Source organism: Burkholderia sp. ABCPW 14, assembly GCF_001523835.1.
GTDB lineage: Bacteria > Pseudomonadota > Gammaproteobacteria > Burkholderiales > Burkholderiaceae > Burkholderia > Burkholderia mayonis.
Genome location: NZ_LOVS01000112.1, coordinates 19,728 through 40,510, shown reverse-complemented (window position 1 = coordinate 40,510; position 20,783 = coordinate 19,728). Strand labels below are relative to the sequence as shown.

The 20,783-nt window shown below is 69.0% G+C and carries 16 protein-coding genes and 2 pseudogenes; 8 read left to right on the top strand and 10 right to left on the bottom strand.

Going from position 1 to position 20,783, the window contains the following annotated elements; all coding sequences use genetic code 11:
- Nucleotides 1-5: 5 nt before the first annotated feature.
- The 3 genes from WS62_RS17515 to osmF are packed head-to-tail and all read right to left on the bottom strand — an operon-like array spanning nucleotide 6 to nucleotide 3,120.
- Nucleotides 6-968: an ABC transporter ATP-binding protein gene (locus tag WS62_RS17515; RefSeq protein WP_066573150.1), complete on the bottom strand. Its 963-nt coding sequence runs from the start codon at nucleotides 966-968 to the stop codon at nucleotides 6-8.
- A complete protein-coding gene (locus WS62_RS17510; protein ID WP_066573142.1) occupies nucleotides 965-2,185 on the bottom strand; it encodes an ABC transporter permease in 1,221 nt (406 codons plus the stop codon). The genes WS62_RS17515 and WS62_RS17510 overlap by 4 nt, the downstream gene beginning before the upstream one ends.
- Nucleotides 2,182-3,120, bottom strand: coding sequence for a glycine betaine ABC transporter substrate-binding protein OsmF (gene osmF / locus WS62_RS17505; protein ID WP_066573140.1), 939 nt, complete (start codon nucleotides 3,118-3,120; stop codon nucleotides 2,182-2,184). Before osmF ends, WS62_RS17510 begins: the two co-directional genes overlap by 4 nt.
- A gap of 319 nt (nucleotides 3,121-3,439) precedes the next feature.
- Between osmF and WS62_RS17500 the strand changes: the two genes are divergently transcribed.
- Nucleotides 3,440-4,210, top strand: coding sequence for a class I SAM-dependent methyltransferase (locus WS62_RS17500; RefSeq protein ID WP_066573138.1), 771 nt, complete (start codon nucleotides 3,440-3,442; stop codon nucleotides 4,208-4,210).
- A 445-nt stretch (nucleotides 4,211-4,655) separates the two neighbouring features.
- Here the strand turns inward: WS62_RS17500 and WS62_RS17495 are convergent, their stop codons facing one another.
- The 3 genes and pseudogenes from WS62_RS17495 to WS62_RS17485 all read right to left on the bottom strand — a co-directional run bounded on the left by WS62_RS17495 (nucleotide 4,656) and on the right by WS62_RS17485 (nucleotide 7,139).
- On the bottom strand, nucleotides 4,656-4,820 hold the full coding sequence (locus tag WS62_RS17495) for a hypothetical protein (protein WP_231748331.1): 165 nt from the start codon (nucleotides 4,818-4,820) through the stop codon (nucleotides 4,656-4,658).
- Nucleotides 4,766-5,032: pseudogene (locus tag WS62_RS33995) on the bottom strand (MFS transporter); the annotation flags it as partial. The pseudogene WS62_RS33995 and the gene WS62_RS17495, both read right to left, overlap by 55 nt.
- A 121-nt stretch (nucleotides 5,033-5,153) precedes the next feature.
- Nucleotides 5,154-7,139 carry an acyl-CoA synthetase gene (locus WS62_RS17485; RefSeq protein WP_066573132.1) on the bottom strand — a complete coding sequence of 662 codons (1,986 nt, stop codon included), beginning with the start codon at nucleotides 7,137-7,139 and terminating at the stop codon, nucleotides 5,154-5,156.
- 362 nt (nucleotides 7,140-7,501) lie between these two features.
- Here WS62_RS17485 and WS62_RS17480 point away from each other — a divergent pair, with 362 nt between their 5' ends.
- The 4 genes from WS62_RS17480 to WS62_RS17465 all read left to right on the top strand — a co-directional run bounded on the left by WS62_RS17480 (nucleotide 7,502) and on the right by WS62_RS17465 (nucleotide 10,743).
- Nucleotides 7,502-7,690 (top strand): DUF3562 domain-containing protein, encoded by a 189-nt coding sequence (locus tag WS62_RS17480; protein WP_066490052.1) that lies wholly within the window; start codon nucleotides 7,502-7,504, stop codon nucleotides 7,688-7,690.
- 218 nt (nucleotides 7,691-7,908) lie between these two features.
- Nucleotides 7,909-8,139: a hypothetical protein gene (locus WS62_RS17475; RefSeq protein WP_156441027.1), complete on the top strand. Its 231-nt coding sequence runs from the start codon at nucleotides 7,909-7,911 to the stop codon at nucleotides 8,137-8,139.
- Nucleotides 8,140-8,459: 320 nt separating this feature from the next.
- Complete coding sequence (locus WS62_RS17470; RefSeq protein ID WP_066573125.1) at nucleotides 8,460-10,193, top strand: methyl-accepting chemotaxis protein; 1,734 nt, start codon at nucleotides 8,460-8,462, stop codon at nucleotides 10,191-10,193.
- Nucleotides 10,194-10,230: 37 nt separating this feature from the next.
- Nucleotides 10,231-10,743, top strand: a complete 513-nt coding sequence (locus tag WS62_RS17465; protein WP_066490196.1) for a chemotaxis protein CheW — start codon at nucleotides 10,231-10,233, stop codon at nucleotides 10,741-10,743.
- A gap of 215 nt (nucleotides 10,744-10,958) precedes the next feature.
- On the opposite strand, the pseudogene WS62_RS38235 reads toward WS62_RS17465, so the two are convergent.
- The 3 genes and pseudogenes from WS62_RS38235 to WS62_RS17455 form a co-directional block, all read right to left on the bottom strand.
- Nucleotides 10,959-11,135 (bottom strand): annotated as a pseudogene (locus tag WS62_RS38235) (EamA/RhaT family transporter); the annotation flags it as partial.
- A 50-nt stretch (nucleotides 11,136-11,185) separates the two neighbouring features.
- On the bottom strand, nucleotides 11,186-11,815 hold the full coding sequence (locus WS62_RS17460) for a nuclear transport factor 2 family protein (protein WP_231748330.1): 630 nt from the start codon (nucleotides 11,813-11,815) through the stop codon (nucleotides 11,186-11,188).
- Between the two features lie 244 nt (nucleotides 11,816-12,059).
- Nucleotides 12,060-13,184, bottom strand: a complete 1,125-nt coding sequence (locus tag WS62_RS17455) for an MFS transporter (protein WP_066573161.1) — start codon at nucleotides 13,182-13,184, stop codon at nucleotides 12,060-12,062.
- Between the two features lie 495 nt (nucleotides 13,185-13,679).
- Between WS62_RS17455 and WS62_RS17450 the strand changes: the two genes are divergently transcribed.
- From WS62_RS17450 to WS62_RS17440, 3 genes are all read left to right on the top strand, one after another.
- Nucleotides 13,680-15,368 (top strand): FAD-dependent monooxygenase, encoded by a 1,689-nt coding sequence (locus tag WS62_RS17450; RefSeq protein ID WP_082721053.1) that lies wholly within the window; start codon nucleotides 13,680-13,682, stop codon nucleotides 15,366-15,368.
- Nucleotides 15,365-15,595, top strand: coding sequence for a DUF2783 domain-containing protein (locus WS62_RS17445; protein WP_066573123.1), 231 nt, complete (start codon nucleotides 15,365-15,367; stop codon nucleotides 15,593-15,595). Before WS62_RS17450 ends, WS62_RS17445 begins: the two co-directional genes overlap by 4 nt.
- A gap of 115 nt (nucleotides 15,596-15,710) precedes the next feature.
- Nucleotides 15,711-19,253 (top strand): indolepyruvate ferredoxin oxidoreductase family protein, encoded by a 3,543-nt coding sequence (locus tag WS62_RS17440; RefSeq protein WP_066573121.1) that lies wholly within the window; start codon nucleotides 15,711-15,713, stop codon nucleotides 19,251-19,253.
- 116 nt (nucleotides 19,254-19,369) lie between these two features.
- Here the strand turns inward: WS62_RS17440 and WS62_RS17435 are convergent, their stop codons facing one another.
- Nucleotides 19,370-20,770 (bottom strand): MmgE/PrpD family protein, encoded by a 1,401-nt coding sequence (locus tag WS62_RS17435; RefSeq protein WP_066573119.1) that lies wholly within the window; start codon nucleotides 20,768-20,770, stop codon nucleotides 19,370-19,372.
- Nucleotides 20,771-20,783 lie beyond the last annotated feature (13 nt).

The following is a 20,783-nucleotide window of genomic DNA, read 5'->3' as shown; positions in this document are numbered from 1 at the left end:
GCCCGTCATGCCGGCTGCTTCGCTTGCGCGACGATCGCCGCGAGCGTGATGCGGGTCGTCACGGCGCCGTCGGCGCTCGACACGGGCAGCGCGGGGACGCCGCGCCACAGCAACTCGGAGATCGCGTCGCGCAGCGTGAGCGCGCCCGGGATCGGCTCGCCGGGCGCGACGCCCGGCTCGGCGAGCGCGTCGACGCGCATGAGCGACAGCAGCCGCAGCGGCCTGTCGAGACCCGCGACGAGCCGCTCGACGACGCCCGGCTGCGGCCGTCCGAGAATCTCGGCGGGCGAGCCCGCCTGCAGGATGCGCCCCGCGTCCATCACCGCGATCTGATCGCCGAGCCGCAGCGCCTCGTCGATATCGTGCGTGACGATCACGATTGTGATCTTGAGCCGACGCTGCAGCGCGACGAGATCGTCCTGCGCCTTGCCGCGGATGATCGGATCGAGCGCGCCGAACGGCTCGTCCATCAGCAGGATCGCCGGCTCGGCCGCGAGCGCGCGCGCGACGCCGACGCGCTGCTGCTGGCCGCCCGACAGTTGATGCGGCAGCTTGCGCGCGTACGTCGCGTAATCGAGCTCGAACAGCTCGAGCAACTCGCGCACCCGCGCGTCGATGCGCGCCGCGCGCCAGCCGAGGAGGCGCGGCACCGTCGCGATGTTGCGCGCGACCGTCCAGTGCGGGAAGAGGCCGTGCCCCTGGATCACGTAGCCGATCCCGCGCCGCAGCGTCTCGGCGGGCACGCTCGCGGTGTCGACGCCGTCGACGCGAATCGTCCCGCTCGTCGGCGCGATCAGCCGGTTGATCATCCGCAACAGCGTCGACTTGCCGCTGCCCGATGCGCCGACGAGCGCCGTCACCGTGCCGCGCGCGACCGCGAGCGACACGTCGTCGACCGCGATGACGGGAGGAAGTCCCTGTGGGACGAGATCGCCGAAATGCCGGCTCACGCGTTCGATCTCGATCATCGGCGCGCTCCTTTCGCGATCTCGGTTGCGGCCTCGAACAGCACGGCCGTGACGAGCGCGAGCGCGATCGTCGGCAGCGCGCCGAGCAGCACCAGGTCGGTCGCCGACTGCCCGATTCCCTGGAAGATGAACGTGCCGAAGCCGCCGCCGCCGATCAGCGCGGCGACCGCGGCGAGGCCGATGTTCTGCACGAGCACGATGCGCACGCCGGACAGCACGACGGGCAGCGCGAGCGGCAACTCGACCGCGACGAGCCGCTCGCGGCCCGTCATCCCCATTGCCTGCGCGGCCTCGATGACGGCGGCCGGCACCTGCGCGAAGCCGACGACAACGCTCGACACGATCGGCAGCAGCGCATACAGGAAGAGGGCGATCAGCGCGGGCGCGACGCCGATCCCGCTCACGCCGATCGCGGCGGCGAGCGGCACGCGCGCGGCGAGGATCGCGAGCGGCGCCATCAGCAGGCCGTACAGCGCGATGCTCGGGATCGTCTGCACGACGTTCAGGAGCGGCAGCAGCGCGCCCCGCAGCGCGGCCGAGCGCGTGCAGCCGATGCCGAGCGGCACGCCGAGCGCGGTCGCCGCGGCGACCGAGGCGGTGACGAGCGCAAGATGGCGGATCGCCTCGTTGCGGAACGTGTCGGCGCGCACCGCATATTCCTGCATCACCGACAGGCCGTCCCAGAAGCCGCCGTGAATGAATGCCGCGAGCGCCGCGACCACGGCGGCGAGCGCGGCCAGACGGGTGCCCGGCGCGAGCGCGACGCGGGCGAGCGCATCGGCGATCAGCACCGCGAACGCGAACAGCAGCAGCCACGCGCCGGACGCGGGCGACACGCGCGCGAGCGGCGTGTCGGGCGTAACGAGGTGCGCGGGCGCGGCGCCGGCGGCGATGCACAGCGCGACGACGAGCGCGACGCCGACGGCGGCGCGCAAAGCGGCGCGGCTGCGGACGAGCGCGAACAGCGCGCCCGCCGCCCACAGCGCGGCGAGCGCATGCGCGTGCCGCGCGGGAAACACCGCGTCGAGCGCAAGCCCCGATCCGCCCGCGATCCGGTTCGCGCGCAGCGTGACGAACGGCTCGAAAAATGCCGCGTACGCGACGAGCGCGGCGATCAGCACGCCGACCTTGTCGACGCGCGCGATCCACGCCGGCGCCGCGTCCGGACGCGGCGCGGGGGCGGGCGCACCCGCCCCGCCCGCCGTGCGCGCCGTCATTTGACGAAGCCCTTCGCTTTCAGATAGCTCGCCGCGACGCTCGCGGCCGGCTCGCCGTTGATCTGGATTCGCGCGTTGAGCGTCTGCAGCGTCTTCAGATCGAGGCTCGCGAACACGGGTTTCAGGTAATCGGCGATCTGCGGATGCGCTTTCAGCACCGCCTCGCGGATGATCGGCGTCGGCGCGTAGACGGGCTGCACGTGCTTGTCGTCGTCGAGGACCGTGAGCCCCGTCGCCGCGATGCCGCCGTCGGTGCCGTAGACCATCGCGGCGTTCACGCCGTCCGTCTGCTGCGCGGCGGCCTTGATCGTCGCGGCGGTGTCGCCGCCCGACAGCACGAGCATCTGCTCCGGCTTCAGCTTGAAGCCATACGCCTTCTCGAACGACGGCAGTGCGGACGCGCTGTTGACGAACTCGGCCGATGCGGCGAGCTTCACCGTGCCGCCCGCGCCGACCCACTTGCCGAAGTCGCTGAACGTCTTCAGGTGCTGCGATTGCGCGACCGAACTCAGCACCGCGACGCCCCACGTATTGTTCGCGGGCGCGGGCGCGAGCCAGACGATCCGGTTCGCCGAGTAGTCGAGCCGCTTCGCGAGCGCGTAGCCTTGCGCGGCGTTCTTCCACGCGGGATCGTCGGCCTTGTTGAAGAAGAATGCGGCGTTGCCGGTGTATTCCGGATAGATGTCGATTTCGCCCGTCGTCAGCGCCCGGCGGACGATCGGCGTCGCGCCGAGCCCGATCTTGTCGACGACGGCGATGCCGTGCGCCTTCAGTACCTGCGCGATCACGTTGCCGAGCAGGTTGCCTTCGGTGTCGATCTTCGACGCGACCGTCACCGCGTCGGCGGCGCGCGCGCCGGGCGCGGCGCAAACGAGCGAGACGGCCACCGCGGCGGCGGCCGCGCGCAGGGTGCGGCTGAAACGGGGAATTTTCATCGGGGCTGGCACTCCTGTCAGACAGCGGAGGAACGGATGCGATAGCGTTCGTGCGCCCGGCCGGCGGGATTCGGCCGGGGGCGAAGCGGGGGCCGATCGCAAGCGGCAGGGGTTCAAGGTACTTGAGCAGGCGCGCTTTGGCAAACGAGCGCGCATTCAGGCGCGGCGGAAACGGTTGTTTTGGACTGCGCATTTCCACACCGTGGCGATACAATGCGACGGGCGAGGCAGCATTCCAAACGGATATTGCACTGCACCGTCATTCGTCGCTTTGAGCCGCTTTTCCGCCGATTGCCGTCTACGTCAAGGAGCGTCCATCGTGAGCAGCGATCCCAACACGGCGCCACAGTCCACGCCGCAGAACATCTACGACGACGCATCGTTCTTCGAAGGCTACCGTACGCTTCGGCAAGGCGACACCGGCCTGAACGGCGCACTCGAATTTCCCGCACTCGAGCGCCTCTTGCCCAATCTCGCGGGCCTGCACGTGCTCGACCTCGGCTGCGGCTTCGGCGATTTCGCCCGCTACGCGCGCGCGCACGGCGCCGTGTCGGTGACGGCCATCGACGTGTCGTCGCGGATGCTCGCCGAGGCGCGCGCGCGCACCGAAGACGGCGCGATCACCTATCTGCAGCGGTCGATCGAGACCTACCACGCGGCGACGCGCGCGTTCGATCTCGTCGTGTCGTCGCTCGCGCTGCACTACGTCGAGGATTACACGGGCGTGGTCGCGCGAATCTACGACTCGCTGCGCTCGAACGGCCGCTTCGTGTTCTCGGTCGAGCATCCGATCTGCACCGCGTATCCGACGGGCTGGGTGCGCGACGACGACGGCCACAAGCAGCACTGGCCCGTCGATCGCTACCGGCAGGAGGGGCGGCGCGATACGCGCTGGTTCGTCGACGGCGTCGTCAAGTACCACCGGACGGTCGAGACCTATGTGAACACGCTGCTGAAGGCGGGCTTCACGCTCACGCACCTCGGCGAGCCCGCGCCGATTCCCGATGCGCTCGCGGTGCGGCCGGACCTCGAAGCGGACTGCCGGCGGCCGCCGGTGCTGCTCCTCGCGGCGACGCGCGCGGCGAGTTGAGCGGCCGTGGCGGCCTCGGAGCGCGGCCGTGAGCGCGGAATGGCGGTCGCGCGCACCGGCCGGGCAAGCATCACGAGCGCTACCTGACCGACATCCGGCGGGCCGATTCGCCAAAATGGCGGACGATCGTTGATCGTTCGGCATCCGATGAAATGACCGCATGGACGCGGCCATTCAACGAAGTCATGCGGCTCGGTCGTCGGCCCATCGCTGCTCGGGCCGCTCGGATTCGAGCCGACGCCGTTGCGCGCGCCGATTGACGGTCGCCGATCGACCCTCGTCAATACCCATTGCATCAGACCGCGCCGTCATCCGATCCGCAGGGAAAGCCGGACAAAGCGCCGCCGCGCACGCATGCGCCGACGATTCGACGATTCGACGGTTCGTCGGCGCTCGACGCCGCGGCTTGCCGCGTTCGCGCGGTGGTTCGTGCAACGAGTCGCCGTCACTCCCACGATCGCCGCGCCTGCCCCGCGAGCCCTTCGCCGGCATCGGCCGGCAGCGCCGCGAACATCGGCACCGATGCGAGCACGACGAGCGCGATCGCGACGAACGCCCACGCGAAATCCGTCTGGCTCGCGTGCTCGCGTCCGCCGATGCCGCCGCGCACATCACCGACGCCGCGGTGAAGATCGCGATCGCCGCGATGAATACGCGCTTCGCGCCGAAGCGGTCCGCGATCCAGCCGCTGACCGGGATGAACACGGTCAGCGCGACGAGGTACGACGTGATCGCGCTGCTCAGGAACACGACGTTCACGTGGAGGTCGCGCGCCATGCTCGGCAGCGCGGTCGCGACGACCGTGCTGTCGAGGTTCTGCATGAAGAGCGCGCTCGCGACGACGGCCGCCGTCACGCGGAAATTATCGGAACGCTTCAAGATTCGGCCGGCATGACGGATCGACGGATGGGCGATGGAGCGGACGACGGAAAAGGGGGGGCGGTCACGACGTGGGCTCACGCCTCGCGGCCGCGTCGAAGGCGGCTGCGGCGAGCACGTGGCCGCCGGCCCGCTCGCCGCCGTCGACCCAATCGACCGGGAACGCATAGCGGGCGAGTTGCTCGGCGAGCGCGTCGCGCGGTCCGCGCACGGCGACCTTCGCGACGAGCCCGCGCCGCGCGTCCTGCACGACGTCGATCCGCTCGAGCGCCGCCTGCGTGTCGCGCGCGCATGCGGCGACGACGTCCGCGATCTCGAGCCGCTGCAATTCCGGCTTGAAGATCTTGCCGACCGCCGTGGTCGGCACGGCATCGAGGATTCGCACGTGCTTCGGCACCGCCGCGCGCTCGGGGATCGCGCCCGCGGCGAACGCGAGCAGCGCGTCGGCGTCGGCGCTCGCGCCCGACTTCAGCTGCACATACGCGACGGGCAGTTCTCCCGCGTGCGCGTCCGGCCGGCCGATCGCCGCCGCGAGCGCGACGGCCGGGTGCGCGGCGAGCGCGTCCTCGATGACGCGCGGATCGATGTTGTGCCCGCCGCGGATGATCAGCTCCTTCTTGCGGCCGACGAGCCAGAAATAGCCGTCCGCGTCGCGGCGGCCGAGGTCGCCCGTGTTCAGCCAGCGTTCGCCCGCGACGTCGATCCACAGTCCGCGCTCGTGGGCCGGATCGAGATAGCCGCGAAACACGTTCGGCCCGGACAGCGCGATCAGTCCGACCTCGTCGGCGAGCGCATCGCGCACGTAGCGGCCCGTGTCGTCGACGATCACCGCGCGCATCCGCTGATACGGCAGGCGCAGGCCGATCGAGCCGATGCGCCGCTCGCCGTCGAGCGGATTCAGCGACGCGACGCACGCGCTCTCGGTGAGCCCGTAGCCTTCGACGATCTTCACGCCGGTCGTCCGCTCGAAGCTGCGCGCGAGCTCGACGGGCATCGGCGCCGCGCCGCACGCCGCGTATTCGAGCGAGCCGATGTCGTGCCGGCCGACCGGCTGCTGCAAGAGCGCCGCGTACAGCGTCGGCACGCCGGAGAACGCGTTGATTCGATACGCCTCGACGATCTCCCAGAACCGCGCGATCACGTTCTTGCCGCGATAGCCTTGCGGCGTGCCGAGCACGACGTGATGGCCGCGCAGCCACGCCATCAGGCCCGTCACGAGCTGGCCGTTCACGTGAAAGAGCGGCAGCCCGCAGAAAACCGTTCGCGCGTCGTCACCGTCGCGCACCTGCGTCTCGCTTGCCGACCACACGTCGAACACCTCGCAGCCGTGCGTGCGCACCGCGATCTTCGGGCGCCCCGTCGTGCCGCCCGTGCAGAAGTACGACGACGGCTCGTCGGGCGCGATCGTGCGCGGCTTGATCAGCCGGTCGCCCGGCTGCCGACGCATTTCGGCATGCAAATTGACGATCCGGCGCCGCGCGCGGGGCGCGCGCGCCTTCTCGCGCCGCTCGATCCACGTGAGCGCCGCGCGCTTCGTCAGCGATACGTAAGGCCGCAGGTCGACCCACACGACGGTCTCGACGGTCGGCATCGCGTCCAGATGCGGCGCGAGCTTCGGCCAGATGTCGACGCCGGGCGTCGGCGCGACGCAGAGCAGCACCTTCGCGCGCGCCGCGTCGACGAGCTCGGCGATCTGCGCGCCGTCGAGGAGCGGATTGATCGCCATCGCGATGCCGGCCGCCTCGCCGCCCCAGATCGCGAAGTGCGTCTCGGGCAGGTTCGGCAGCACGAACGCGGCGACGTCGCCCGCGCCGACGCCGAGACTCGCGAGTACGTTCGCGGTCCTGACGATGTCGGCGCGCAACTCGGCGAAGGTCCACGTGTGCGACCGATCGTGCCGGTCGGCATCGAGAAAGAAGGTGAGGGCGGGCGCGTCGGGCGTCTTGGCCGCGCGCTCGTCGAAGATCTGCAGCGTGTTGGCGGGCAGCGCGCGCGCGTGAAGCGGCACGCGCTCGATCTGCTCGATGTCGTGGATGTCGCGAACCGCCATGGATGAACTCCTGTCGGACTGCGAAAGTCGAGTAAAGGAGGCGAACCGTACGCGGGCGATGTTGCGCGCGGACGCGGTTCGTTCGGGCGACGCCGGGACGCAACGTCGCGAATGCGACGAGAGTGTAACGTGTCGCGCCCCGAATCGCCGGCAACCGGCATCCGACCCTCCATGGCATCGCAGCGCCCGCTCGGCGGCGCGCCGGCCCGCCCCTTCGCATCCGGATTTGTCCGAATAGAGATGGGGTCGCGTGAACAAAGCATTCATAGAGGGATTCAATTTGCGTCGGCGCTTTTGATGTCATTCAATAGGCGTCCGCGTGCAAGCCGTTTTGTCCGTTTCCCACCCAGTGGAGAGCAAACATGGTCCAGAACCGCGTCGACGAGATCGTCCAGGCGATCGCGTCCGAAACCCACACGCCTGCCGAGGCGGTGTCCCGGCTATATGAAGAAACGCTGGCCGAATACAGCGATGGCGCGCGGATACGCGATTATCTGGCCGTTCTCGTCGCGAAGCGGGTGAGGGAGACGCTGCGCAATCGAACGCATTGAGCATCGGCGCCGCGCCGGATGCGGGCGCGGCAACTGCCGGTCGGCGGCGAAAATCCGTCGTACAGCGAACGTGTCGGCACGAGCGTGCGACAGCACGTAGCGGCGGCCGCACGACAGCAAGGCGGCAATGCCGAGCGACGCGCCGCGGGCAGCGCTCCCGTGCCTGACACGGTGCCGTCATCGAAACCCGTGAGGCTATCGGCTGGCCGATGCCGCCGGTGTATCTGAAACTGAAACGAAAATCCGGCTTCGACAACCTGACATATCACCCGAGCGCGGTGCCCTTTCAGCGATGGAAGGCGCCCGGCTGGCCGTCGGGTTGCATTTGTCTTACGGGTCGACCGATCCGCGCCGCTCTCCCGCCGACCCGCTCTTCCGCCGACACCTGCGCGGTCATCTGCGCGGTCATCCGCGGCGGCGCATCGATCGAGCCCTTTGGCCTCGAATGATGCCGCCACAGCGCGTTCGCCGGCTCCCCGGCGACCCGGCTCCCACGCAATCGCCCCCTTCGCCTCGATCTGTTGTGCGAATCGATCAAGCCCCGTTTGACCGCCGCCCGCGATCCGTTTTGTGACAGATTCTCACCGATTGGTTAACGATTGGCTGACACTTCGGTGGTCGAAGCGATTTTTCGGAGCCGTAAACCCTGATGCAAACGATTTTTGTGCCGAACGGCATCTCAAGCATTCCTCATCGCGGCCGTTAGAAGACGGCAATGCGTCGCGCGGCGCGACGCGAGTTCCGATGTCGGATCAATCGAGGTGAAACAATGAATTTTCAGAAAATGACTGTGAGCGCGAAACTGATGATCGCGTTCGGCACGCTGGTCGGCCTGGTGCTGATCGTGTCCGTTCTCGCGCTGCACGCGCTAGGCGACGCGAACGACCGCTTCGCGAGCTACGTGGGCGGCATCAGCGCGCGCGCGGAGGCGGCCGAACAAGTGCGCACGGCGGTGGACCGGCGCGCGATCGCCGCGCGCAATCTCGTGCTCGTGACGAAGCCGGCCGACGTCGAGCTCGAGAAAGCCGCCGTGACGCAGGCGGAGGATGACGTGCAGGCGCATCTGCGCCAACTGAAGGCGCTGGTCACGAGTGGATCGGATTCGAGCGACAAGGCGCGCAGCCTCGTCGCCGATATCGATCGCGTCGAGGCGCAATACGGACCGGTCGCGCTCGCGATCGTCAACGCCGCGCTGAGCAATCGGCACGACGAAGCGATCACGATGATGAACGACCAGTGCCGGCCGCTTCTCGCCCAATTGATCAAGGCGACGGACGCGTACAGCGACTACACGCGCACCCGTGCGCAGGAAATGGTGCGTGAATCCGCCGATCATTACTCGAGTCAGCGCCTGTTGCTGGTCGGCCTCTGCGCGGCTTCGATCGGCGCGGCGGTGCTCGCGGCGCTCCTCATCGCGCGCGGCCTCATGCGGGCGCTGGGCGCCGAGCCCGCGACGCTCGGCGACGTCACGCGGCGCGTCGCCAACGGCGATCTGAGCCCGGTCGCGGGCGTGCAGTCGGCGCCGTCGGGCAGCGTGCTCGCCTCGATGGGCGAGATGCAGGCGAGTCTCGTGCGGCTGATCGGGCAGGTGAGAACGGCGGCGGACAGCATCGCGACCGGCTCGAGCCAGATCGCGTCGGGCAACCAGGATCTGTCGTCGCGCACCGAGCACCAGGCTTCGTCGCTGCAGGAAACGGCGTCCAGCATGGAAGAGCTGACGTCGACCGTCCGGCAGAACGCGGAGAACGCGCAGCAGGCGAGCGCGCTGGCCGCGAACGCATCGGAAGTCGCGCAAAAGGGCAGCACGGTGGTCGGGCAGGTCGTCGACACGATGACCGACATCAGCCAGAGCTCCGAGAAGGTCGCGGAGATCACCGGAATCATCGAAGGGATCGCGTTCCAGACCAACATCCTCGCGCTGAACGCGGCCGTCGAAGCGGCGCGGGCGGGCGAGCAGGGACGCGGCTTCGCGGTGGTCGCGAGCGAAGTCCGCAGCCTCGCGCAGCGCTCGTCGAGCGCGGCGAAGGAAATCAAGGATCTGATCAGCGCGTCGGTGCAGAAGATCCACGACGGTTCGACGCTCGCGGGCGAAGCGGGCAAGACGATGACCGAGGTAACGCAGGCCGTCGCGCGCGTGACGGACATCATGGGCGAGATCGCGGCCGCGTCCGGCGAGCAAAGCCGTGGCATCGAGCAGGTCAATCAGGCGATCTCGCAGATGGACGAAGTCACGCAGCAGAACGCCGCGCTCGTCGAAGAGGCGGCGGCCGCGTCGAAGTCGCTCGAAGAGCAGGGGCGGCAGCTCACGCAGGCCGTCGCGTTCTTCCGCGGGAACGCGGGCGTCGCGACGCCGCATGCGCAGCACGCGGCGCAAACGCCGGCGAAGCCGACGGCGAAGCGCAGCGTGGCGACGCCGCGTCCGACGCACGCCGCGCCGACGTTCGGCAAGCCGGCGCCGGCAATGGCGGTCGCGGGCGCGACCGAAGACTGGCAAACGTTCTGATGGCGACACGCGCGTCACGCGCTTGGAGGAGAAGGCAATGAATGCAATTCTGGAAGCGCCGCACGCGGCGCGCATGGGCGGACACGACGCGGCGCGCGATGCGCAGGAGTTCGTTACGTTCCGGCTCGGCGCCGAAGAATACGGGATCGACATCCTGCGCGTGCAGGAGATCCGTTCGTACGAAGAGCCGACGCGTATCGCGAACGCGCCGGCGTTCATCAAGGGCGTGATCAACCTGCGCGGCGTGATCGTGCCGATCGTCGACCTGCGGCTGAAGTTCGCGCTCGATTCGGCCGAGTACAACACGTCGACGGTGGTCATCGTGCTGAACGTCGCGGCGCGCACGGTGGGCGTCGTCGTCGACGCGGTGAGCGACGTGCTCCAGCTCGCGGCGGCCGATCGGCGGCCGGCGCCCGAATTCGGCGCGTCGATCGACACCGGGTTCATCACCGACCTCGGTTCGATCGCGGGCGAAGACGGCGACCGGATGCTGATTCTGCTCGACATCGAGCGGTTGATCGCGGCCGCCGACATCGGACTCGTCAGCTGAGCGGTTGTCGCCGCCGAGCGGTGTCGGCGGGCCGCGCGACGCTGAACGCGTCGCCATGACACGTTCGGCGGGAGTCGCGTTGCGCGAAGGTACGGGCCGTCGTTGACAGACGATGCGCGCGTGCCGGGATGGCCCACGGTCCAAGGCCCACGGTCGGCGATCCGCCAACGCGGCGAGCCGAACCGCGCGCCCCGACCGGATTCCACACACGTCTTCCGCACATCGAACGCCGCCGGCGCGGGCGCGAAGCCGAGTCCCGACATCGCAGTCGACTGGACGATCGGCTCGATCGGCGCGGCGAGCCGTCGGTTCAACAAGATGAACACCGCTTCGCATGCGACGGCCGCCAATACGAAACCGTCGCCGGCGAGGGCCTGCATCGACAGCGTCGCGCCCCACGACCATCGCCGACGCGCGTGCCCGGGCGCGCCGCGAGTCGCGCCTATCGCGGCCCGGTCGGCGTGCACGGCGGCCCGAGCGGCGTGCCGTACAGCGGATGATCGCTCATCAGATCGAGCTTTTCGATCGCCCAGCCCGACGACTGCCGGCGAAGCGTCAGGTAATAGCGGCCCGTCGCGAGCAGTTCGACGCGCCCCTCGGAAAGCGTCGCGTCGCGCGTCTGCATCCAATTGGCGGCCGCCTCAGCGCGATCCCCCGATATGTCGATGAGCGGCGTCACGAGATTGTGTCGAGTCGTCGCGGCGGGCCGGTTCGTCACGTTGCCGAACAGCACCTGCGCGAATCGCGCGAGCTGCGCCTGGCCGCGCACGAAGCAGCCCGGACCGTCGTCCGCGGGCTTGCCCGCGTTCCACACATGCTGGGTCCATACGCCGTCCGGCGTAAACAGGCGCGTAAATCGATCCACGCGGCTTTGCGCCGGTTCTCCGACGGTATCGGCGTCGAGCGTCGCCGCGTACTGCGCGATGAGGTACTGGATCTCGATCGCGTCGGCCGCTTTCAGCGGGCTTGTCCTCGCCGGACCGTTCGAGGTCTGGGCGATGCTGGCACAGGAGAGCGCGGCGAGCGCAAGCGCGCCGATCAGTCGGCCGGCGCGAAGTGAGGTTCGATTCACGATGGAGTACCTGTTCCGGTTGTGATGCGGTGGACAAGGAAGCGAGCGACCGTGTGACATGCCGCCCACGACCGCCCACGACCGACGCACGCGAAAGCCGGCGGGACGCGCGACGCACGCGCGCGATTGCGACGCGTCCGGGCGCCGGCCGGCGCGACCTCGGCGGGATCGCGGCGGGATCGCGGCGAAACGGCGCGCACCGGCGACGCGGCGCGGCTCGGCGCGAGTCGTACCGCCGGCGCGGTCATCGGTTGCCGAGCCGCAGCAGGAGCGCCAGGCCGCCGACGATCACGCCGACGGCGCAGATACCGGGCCAGCCTGCATAGATCAGCTCGACGTTGCCGGCTTCCGCGCCGACGGCGACGCCGAACATCGCGCCCGTAATGAGGACGCCGTTCAGGCGGCTGCGCGCGATGGGATCGATCGTGTTGACGATCGTCTGATGCGACACGAGCGCGGCCATCACGCCGAGATCGAACAGAACGGCGCCGATCGCGAGCGCAATCAGCGAGCCCGAGAAAATCCACATGCCGACAAACGATCCGATGACGAGCAGGCAGCCGAGGCGGATCGCGGGCAGCGGCCCCGTGCGATCGGCGAACCGCCCGAAAAGCGGCGCGGCGAGCGCGCCCGCGGCGCCCGCGACGCCGTATGCGCCGGCGACGCCCGAGCCCTGATGGTAGGGCGGCGCGGCAAGCACGAGCGCGAGCGTCGACCAGAATGCGCCGAGCGACATCGCGAGGAATCCTTGCGTATACACCGCCCGGCGCAGCGCCGCATGCTGCCGCCAGAGCTTGACGAGGCTCGCCATCAGTTGCGAATACCGGCCGGCCGCGCTCACGGGCAGCGGCGGCAGCAAGCGCCAGACCGCCAGCACGACGAGGCTTTCGAGCGCCGCCGCGACCGCGTAGATCGCGCGCCAGCCGAATTGCTGCGCGACGAGGCCGCCGAGCGTTCGGGACAGCAGCACGCCCGTCAGCAGGCCCGTCGTCACGGTGCCGACGATGCGGCCGCGATGCGCATCGGGCGCGAGCTGCGCCGCCACCGGAATGAAATCCTGGCCGACGCTGCTGAAGAGTCCGATCGCGGCGCTCGTCAGGATGAGCGCCGCATAGTTCGGCGACAGCGCCGCGGCAACGAGCGCGAGGACGAGCAGCAGCCCCTTGCAGACGATCAGCGAGCGGCGGCTCAGCATGTCGCCGAGCGGGGCGAGCAGCAGAATGCCGAGCGCGTAGCCGATTTGCGTGAGCGTCGGCGCCCAGCCGATGAGCTGCGGCGGAACGTCGAAGTCGCGCTGGACGAGGCTGAGTATCGGCTGGATGTAGTACACGTTCGCGACGCCGATCCCGGTCCCGATTGCCAGCAGCAGGACAAGACGTCGCGACAGCGCTTCATGACCCATCGATAACGCGGCAGGTGTCGTCAAGATGTGCTCCTTGCTTCGAGGAATGAATGGACAACGCCCATGGGCGAACGGCGCGCGGACGTCGCCGCGCACCGACGCCTGCCGGCGAATGTCGCGACGCGCATTCCGGCTCGACCAGCCGAATCGCGATGCGGCCCTTTCGCCGATTAGGCGGCCGAATATGATCTCATGCAAATAAATCTTATGCGATATTTTGTGCGTTGTCGCAATCAATCGACACGGGCATATCGATAAAGAGAATCGACTCTAATTTGCGTTATTGCCGGATTTTGCGTCCAAATTACGGGAAATTAGGCGAAAAAATCGCCGGCATCCGGCAAATTAATTGCTGTTGCGAATTGACCGTGTGCGATCTAATATTGCGCAGCATCGCGTTGAAATCGAAACAACTCATCCAGTCGTTTCTTTGCTAACACGGCGTTTCGGGAGTGCCTGCGGATGCGTCCCCCATCTCGTTTTTCCTACACCCGGCCCGCCGAACTCGACCTCGACGCGCCCGCGCGCGTTCCGGTCGTGATCGTGGGCGCCGGGCTCATCGGTCTCGCGCTCGCTTGCGATCTCGCCCAGCGCGGCGTGGCGAGCGTGGTGCTCGAGGCGCGCGACGCGCCGATCGACGGCTCGCGCGCGATCGTCTTCGCGCAACGCAGTCTCGAAATCCTCGCGCGGATGAAGCTCGGCCCCCGGCTGCGCCAACAAGGCGTCAACTGGAAGGTCGGCCGCCTGTACCACCAATCCCGGGAAGTGTTCAGCTTCGACTTCCAGCCGGAGCCGGGATTCGAGTGGCCCCCGTTCATCAACGTGCAGCAGTCCTATATCGAGGCATGGCTCGCGCAAGCGTGCGCCGAGAGCGGCCTTGTCGATCTGCGCGGGCGCAGCCGCGTCACCGACGTGATCGGCCGCGCCGACGGCGCGACGGTCGTGGTCGAAACGCCGGACGGCGAGTACCGGCTCGATTGCGATTGGCTGATCGCGTGCGACGGCGCGCGCTCGACCGTGCGAAAAGTGCTCGATCTGCCGTTCGTCGGGGAGATGTTTCCCGATCGCTTCCTGATCGTCGACATCGAGATGAAGGACGCGTCGCTTCGCGCCGAGCGCCGCTTCTGGTTCGATCCGCCGTTCCATCCGAATCGGTCGGTGCTGCTGCACAAGCAGCCCGACAACTTGTGGCGCGTCGACTTCCAACTGGGCGCCGACGCCGACCCGGTACTCGAACGGGAGCCCGAACGCGTCGAGCAACGGTTGCGCGCGATGTTCGGCGACGAAGTGGCGTTCCGGATCGACTGGGTGAGCGTCTATACGTTTCGCTGCCGGCGCCTCGCGCGCTTCGTCCATTCGCGCATCGTGTTCGCGGGCGACAGCGCGCACGAAGTCAGTCCGTTCGGCGGACGGGGCGGCAACGGCGGCCTGCAGGACATCGACAATCTCGGCTGGCGGCTCGCCGCGATCGTTCGCCACGGCGCGCCGGCATCGCTGATCGATTCGTATGGGGAGGAGCGCGTGTTCGCCGCCGATGAAAATATCCTCAACTCGACGCGCAGCGCGCGCTTCATCTCGCCGGAAAGCCCGGCCGTCGACGTGCTGCGGCGCGCGGCGCTCGCGCTCGCGCGCACGACGCCGTTCGGCCGCGCGCTCGTCAATTCCGGGCGGCTGTCGCGCCCGGCCGTGCTGACGGGCGTCGGGCAGTTCGTCGGCGCCGTCGCGCACCCCGGCGTGCTGAAGCCCGGCTCGCCCGCCGTCGACGCGCCCGTCAAGCGCGCCGGCGAGCCCGACTGGCTGCTCGCGCACCTGGGCGGGCCGGGATACACGCTGCTCGTCTACGGCGATCCCGACGACGCGGCGATCTCCGCGCTCACCGCCGCGCCGCGCGCCGCGCTGCTCGACCTCGTCGTTGCGTCGCCGACACGGCCCGCGCACGAGCACGATGCACCGGGATGCTCGACGCTGTGGGATCACGAAGGCTTCGTCGCGCTGCGCTACGGCCTCGCGCCGGGCAACGCGGTGCTGCTGCGGCCGGATCAGCACGTGCTCGGCTCGTTCGAGCGCGTCGATTCGAGAGCGCTGTGGGCGATCCTCGATCGAGCCGTCGGCGCACCGATTCCCCTTTCGTTCGAAGAGACGCAATCATGAATGGCAACGTGAGCGACAGCTTTGCAACGCCCGTGACGGGGGCGCGCGTTCCGGAGCTCGCCGATCCGGATGCCTATTTTGCGATGCTGGCCGATGCATGCCGCGATCTCGACGACGCTCAGGGCCATCTGTTCCATGCTCAGCTCGTGCTCGTGCTGATGCATCACATCGCGGACTCCGACGTGTTGCGCGACGCCATTGCGATCGCGCGCGCCGGCATCGACTGATCCGGCGCCCGGCCTCGACCGCTGCACCACGAGGCCGATTTTCCGGGCGAGCGCGCGAGACGACGCTGCCGCCACATCTTCAATGTGGGATTTCCGCGATCGAGGGCACGAAACCATGTTCAAGACTACTGAATACCGGAGCGATTCCATTTATCGCCAGGGACTCGACGATCCGCCCGGACGCATTTTCGTGAGCGGCCAGCAGACGCTGGTGCGCCTGCTGCTCGCGCAGGCCGCCGCCGACCGCGCGGCGGGTCTGAACACCGCGGGCTTCGTGAGCGGATACCGGGGGTCGCCGCTCGGCGGCGTCGACCACGAGCTCTGGCGCGCGAAAGCGCGACTCGAGGACGCGCATATCCGGTTCCAGCCGGCGATCAACGAGGATCTGGCCGCGACGGCGCTGATCGGCACGCAGCGCGTCGAAACCGATGCGACGAGGCGCTACGACGGCGTATTCGGCATGTGGTACGGCAAGGGGCCGGGCGTCGATCGCTCGGGCGACGCGATCAAGCACGGCAATGCGTACGGTTCGTCGCCGCACGGCGGCGTGCTCGTCGTGACGGGCGACGACCACGGCTGCGTGTCGTCGTCGATGTCGCACCAGTCGGATCGCACGCTGATCGCGTGGGGCCTGCCCGTGATCCACCCGTCGGGACTCGCCGACTACGAGCGCTGCGGACTATGGGGCTGGGCGCTGTCGCGCGCATCGGGTCTGTGGGTCGGCTTCAAGGCGATCACCGAGACGGTCGAGGCGTCGGCGTCGGTGCCGACGTTCGAGCCGCCGCATTTCACGCAGCCGCCCGTCGAACCCGGCCCGGACGGACTGCATTGGCGATGGCCCGATCTGCCGGGCATGCAGATCGAGCGGCGCCATCCATACAAGCTCAAGGCGGCGCGCGCGTTTATCCGCGCCAATCCGCTCGACGAGGCCGTCACGACGCCCGCGCGGCCCGTGCTCGTGATCGCCGCGGTCGGCAAGGCCTATCGCGACGTGCGCGAGGCGCTGCGGCAAGGGGGCGTGTCGCTCGACCAGCTCGAGCGGGCAGGCGTTGCGCTGCTGAAGATCAACGTCGTCTATCCGCTGTCGCCGCTGCTGGAAACGTGGGCGCATCGCGCGGGCAAGGTGTTCGTCATCGAGGAAAAGCAGCCTGTCGTCGAGGAGCAGCTCAAGCACTGTCTCTACAACGCGCGGCACGACCGCCGTGCGGCGATCGTCGGGAAAGTCGACGAGAAGGGCGCCCCGCTGGTCTCGGAACTGGAGGAACTGCGCCCGTCGCGCGTCGCGCCGCTGCTCGCGCGACAGCTGAAGGCGTTCGATGTGCCGCTGCGCATCCCGCACGCGTGGGGCGCGGCGCCCGCGCTCCGCGCGCAGGCGTGGATCCGGCGCACCCCGTATCTGTGCTCGGGCTGCCCGCACAACACGTCGACGCGCGTGCCGGCGGGCAGCGAGGCGCGTCTCGGCATCGGCTGTCATGCGATGGCGGCGCGGATGCCCGAGCGCGCGACGAGCGGCAGCGTGCAGATGGGCGGCGAGGGCGTCGACTGGCTCGGCCAGGCGCCTTTCGTCGATACGCCGCACATTTTCCAGAACATCGGCGACGGCACCTTCTTCCATTCGGGCTATCTCGCGATTCGGCAGGCGATCGCCGCGGGCGCGACCCTCACGTACAAGCTGCTATACAACGACGCGGTCGCGATGACGGGCGGCCAGCCGGTCGACGGCCAGCTCACCGTCCGCAAGGCGGCCGAGCTCGTGCTGAGCGAGGGCGCGCGGCGCGTCGTCGTCGTGGCCGACGATCCCGACCGCTACCAGGCGCACGGCAGCGTGCCGAAGGGTGTCGAAGTCCATCATCGCGACACGCTCGACGACGTGCAGCGCCAGTTGCGCGACACGCGCGGCGTGAGCGTGCTCATCTTCGATCAAGTCTGCGCGACCGAAGCGCGGCGCAGGAAAAAGCGACAGCCGCCGCCGGCGGTGCAGACCCGGGTCGTGATCAACGAGGCCGTGTGCGAAGGGTGCGGCGATTGCCAGGTGAAGTCCAACTGCCTGTCCGTCGTGCCGGTCGACACGCCGTTCGGCCTGAAGCGCACGATCGACGCGCACTCGTGCAACACCGATCTGTCGTGCGTGAAGGGCTTTTGTCCGAGTTTCGTGACGGTCACGGGCAAGCTGCGCGAGCGCCGGCCCGCGAAGGCCGATCCCGCTGACGTGATCGCACGCGCCGACGCGCTCGCGCAACCGAAGCCGCGCTCGCTCGACGAGCCGTTCGAGATCATGCTGGTGGGCGTCGGGGGAACGGGCGTCGTCACCGTCGCGAACGCGATCGGACTCGCCGCCCACCTGGACCGACGCTCGGTCAGCGTGCTCGACTTCACGGGCTTCGCGCAGAAGGGCGGCGCGGTGCTCAGCCACATCCGGATCGCGCTCGAGGCGGAGGTGCTGCATCAATATCGGATCGATCGCGGCGGCGCCGACGCGCTGCTCGCCGCCGATCTGCTCGTCGCCACCGAGGACGACGCGCTGGCGTCGCTCGAACGCGGCAAGACGCTCGTCATTGCGAATACCGCGCAGACACAGACGGGCGCGATGTTGCGCGATGCCGACGCGCGCATCGAGACGGACGCGATCCAGTCGCTGATCGAGAAGGTCGTCGGCGTCGAGCGCTACGACGCGATCGATGCGAAGGCGCTGGCGACCGAGCTGCTCGATCCGATGCAGACCAACATGCTGCTGTTCGGCTACGCGTGGCAGCGCGGCGCGGTGCCCGTGTCGCTCGCGTCGCTGCGCCACGCGCTGGGCCTGCAGGGCGGCCAGGCCGACGCAAAATATCTCGCGTTCTCGTGGGGACGGCTGTGGGCGGCGAATCCGGCATTCGTCGCGCACCATCTCGGCACGGCCGGCACGACGCCGCCGGGCGCGTGGCGTCCCGTCGACTTCGTGCGGCGCAAGAAGGAGACCATCGACGAATTGATCGCGTCCCGCACGGCGTTTCTCACGCAATACCAGGACGCGCGTTATGCGGCCCGTTACCGGCGAATGGTCGAGCGCGTGCGCACGGCTGCGGCGCCGCTCGGCGATGTCACGCTCGTCGACGCGGTCGCGCGCATGCTGTTCAAGCTGATGGCCTACAAGGACGAGTACGAGGTCGCACGCCTGCATACGTCGAAGGCGTTTCTCGACGACTTGCGCGCGCGCTTCGCCGGCCGCGCGAAGCTGACCTTCCACCTCGCGCCGCCGACGCTCGACGCGCGCTCGAAACAAGGCGGCCAGCCGCCGCGCAAGCGCGCGTTCTCGCACTGGATGGTCCCGGCGTTCCGCGTGCTCGCGGCGGGGCGCGTGCTTCGGCACACGCCGCTCGATCCGTTCGGCTGGACGGCCGAGCGTCGCGACGAGCGCCGTCTCGTGCGCGAATACGAAGAGACGCTCGATCGCCTGCTGCCACGGCTCACGCGCGACACGCTCGCCGACACCGTCGCATGGGCGAAGACGCCCGACGCGATTCGCGGCTACGGCTACGTGAAGGCGGGCGCGATCGTGAAGGCGCGCGAACGGCAAGCCGAGCTCGTCGAGCGGATTCTCAGCGGACACGCGAAGCCGGCGGCGGCGCCCGTCGCCGTGCGGGCGCACGACGAGAGCGGCGCCGAGACGGTCGAGTGAGCCGAAGGGCGCGCGAAACCGATGCGCGGGCGGCATGGCCCCGCGCGTCGGTCCCGTGTCGCATGCTCGCACGCGGCGGCGAAACCGCCCCGCCCGGCGAGCGGGCGGGATCGGTGTCAGGCCGCGGCTGGCGCGTGCAGCAGCGACGCGAGTTGCGCGTACTTCGGATTCCGATTCGATGCATCGACTACCCAATCGACGATGCCGGCACGATTCGCTTGCGCATGCGCAAGACGCGAATAGGCGACGCACTTGTCGAATTTGGCGACCAGTTCGTCGAGCGTCATCGGGTTCTTCGGGTTGCCTTTCGCGTACGAAACTTCGCCGGACAGCACGCGCCCGTCGACGAGCCGGATCGCGATCTTAATCTTCCCGTGCGTGCCGAGCTCGCGGCGCTCGCAATCGGGATCGGTGGTCGGATGAATCTTGCGGCTCACGGCGATCACGTGGGGGCGGCGGATCGCGTCGTCGGTGAAGTCGCCGATGAACAGATCGCCGGTCGCGAGGACCGTCGCGACGTTGTACGCGATGCTGAAGCGCGCCTCGACGACGCTCGTCGGCGCCTGCTTGCGCGCCACCGGCACGCTGACGAGATCGTAGATCTGCTGATTGGTCTGGATGTCGACGCGCTCGATCTGCGTTGCGTCGAAGCGCTCGCCGTTCGTCAGCGCCAGCGCGAGCGCGGCGGCCGACGTGTTCGGGCGGCAAGTCGGGAACGGCTTGAACGCGACGCCGTCGACGTTCGCGAACGTCTTGCCGAGATCGGCGTCGACCGTCCCGACGGCCGAGCCCGGCTCGAACGCCGAATAATAGCCCCAGCGGCCCGTCAGGAAGTCTCGCGCGCCCGTGAAGCCGTGCGACGCGAGCACGACCGCGCGCACCGCGTTGGCCGCGACGAGCCCTTGCTGATAGAACACGGTCGGCGCGCCGTCGATCATGCATTGCGTCTCGCCGAGCGCCGACGTGTACGCGATCCCGAGCGCGTGGCGCAGCCGATCGCCCTTCAGCCCGTACAGGATGCCCGCCGCCGCGGTGGCCGCGATCACCTTGCACAGATCGTAGCGGCCGCTCTCGAGCAGCGTCTCGCGGCGCGCGCGCGACAGCCGGATCGACAGATCGAGCCCGGCGACGTAGGCGGCGATGAATGTCTGGTGATCGATTGCGTCGGCCTTCAGATCGGCGACGGCGATCAGCGGCGGAAGAATCGCGACACTCGGATGCGTGCCGAGCGGATCGGCGACGTCGTCGAAATCGAGCGCACGCGCGGCCGCGCCGTTCAGGAGCGCGGCGGACGGCGCGGGCAGGCGGCTCGCGCGGCCGATCGCGCGCGCTTCGGGCCGGCCGCCCCAATGCTCGATGACGCCGGCGAGCAGCTCGACTTCGGCGTCGCGCGATCCGGCGATCGACACGCCGAGAATGTCGATCAGCGAATGCTTCGCGATTTCGATCGCAGCGGGATCGATCTTCGAATACGTGAGGGTGTCGCAGTACTGCGTGATGTTGGATTCGAGACTCACGGCAACTCCGCTA

What these genes read in the sequence shown, in the direction of transcription:
- WS62_RS17515 (WP_066573150.1), bottom strand. Translation starts at nt 968, where the DNA reads ATGATCGAGATCGAACGCGTGAGCCGGCATTTCGGCGATCTCGTCCCA.
- WS62_RS17510 (WP_066573142.1), bottom strand. Translation starts at nt 2,185, where the DNA reads ATGACGGCGCGCACGGCGGGCGGGGCGGGTGCGCCCGCCCCCGCGCCG.
- osmF (WP_066573140.1), bottom strand. Translation starts at nt 3,120, where the DNA reads ATGAAAATTCCCCGTTTCAGCCGCACCCTGCGCGCGGCCGCCGCCGCG.
- WS62_RS17485 (WP_066573132.1), bottom strand. Translation starts at nt 7,139, where the DNA reads ATGGCGGTTCGCGACATCCACGACATCGAGCAGATCGAGCGCGTGCCG.
- WS62_RS17480 (WP_066490052.1), top strand. Translation starts at nt 7,502, where the DNA reads ATGGTCCAGAACCGCGTCGACGAGATCGTCCAGGCGATCGCGTCCGAA.
- WS62_RS17470 (WP_066573125.1), top strand. Translation starts at nt 8,460, where the DNA reads ATGAATTTTCAGAAAATGACTGTGAGCGCGAAACTGATGATCGCGTTC.
- WS62_RS17465 (WP_066490196.1), top strand. Translation starts at nt 10,231, where the DNA reads ATGAATGCAATTCTGGAAGCGCCGCACGCGGCGCGCATGGGCGGACAC.
- WS62_RS17450 (WP_082721053.1), top strand. Translation starts at nt 13,680, where the DNA reads ATGCGTCCCCCATCTCGTTTTTCCTACACCCGGCCCGCCGAACTCGAC.
- WS62_RS17445 (WP_066573123.1), top strand. Translation starts at nt 15,365, where the DNA reads ATGAATGGCAACGTGAGCGACAGCTTTGCAACGCCCGTGACGGGGGCG.
- WS62_RS17440 (WP_066573121.1), top strand. Translation starts at nt 15,711, where the DNA reads ATGTTCAAGACTACTGAATACCGGAGCGATTCCATTTATCGCCAGGGA.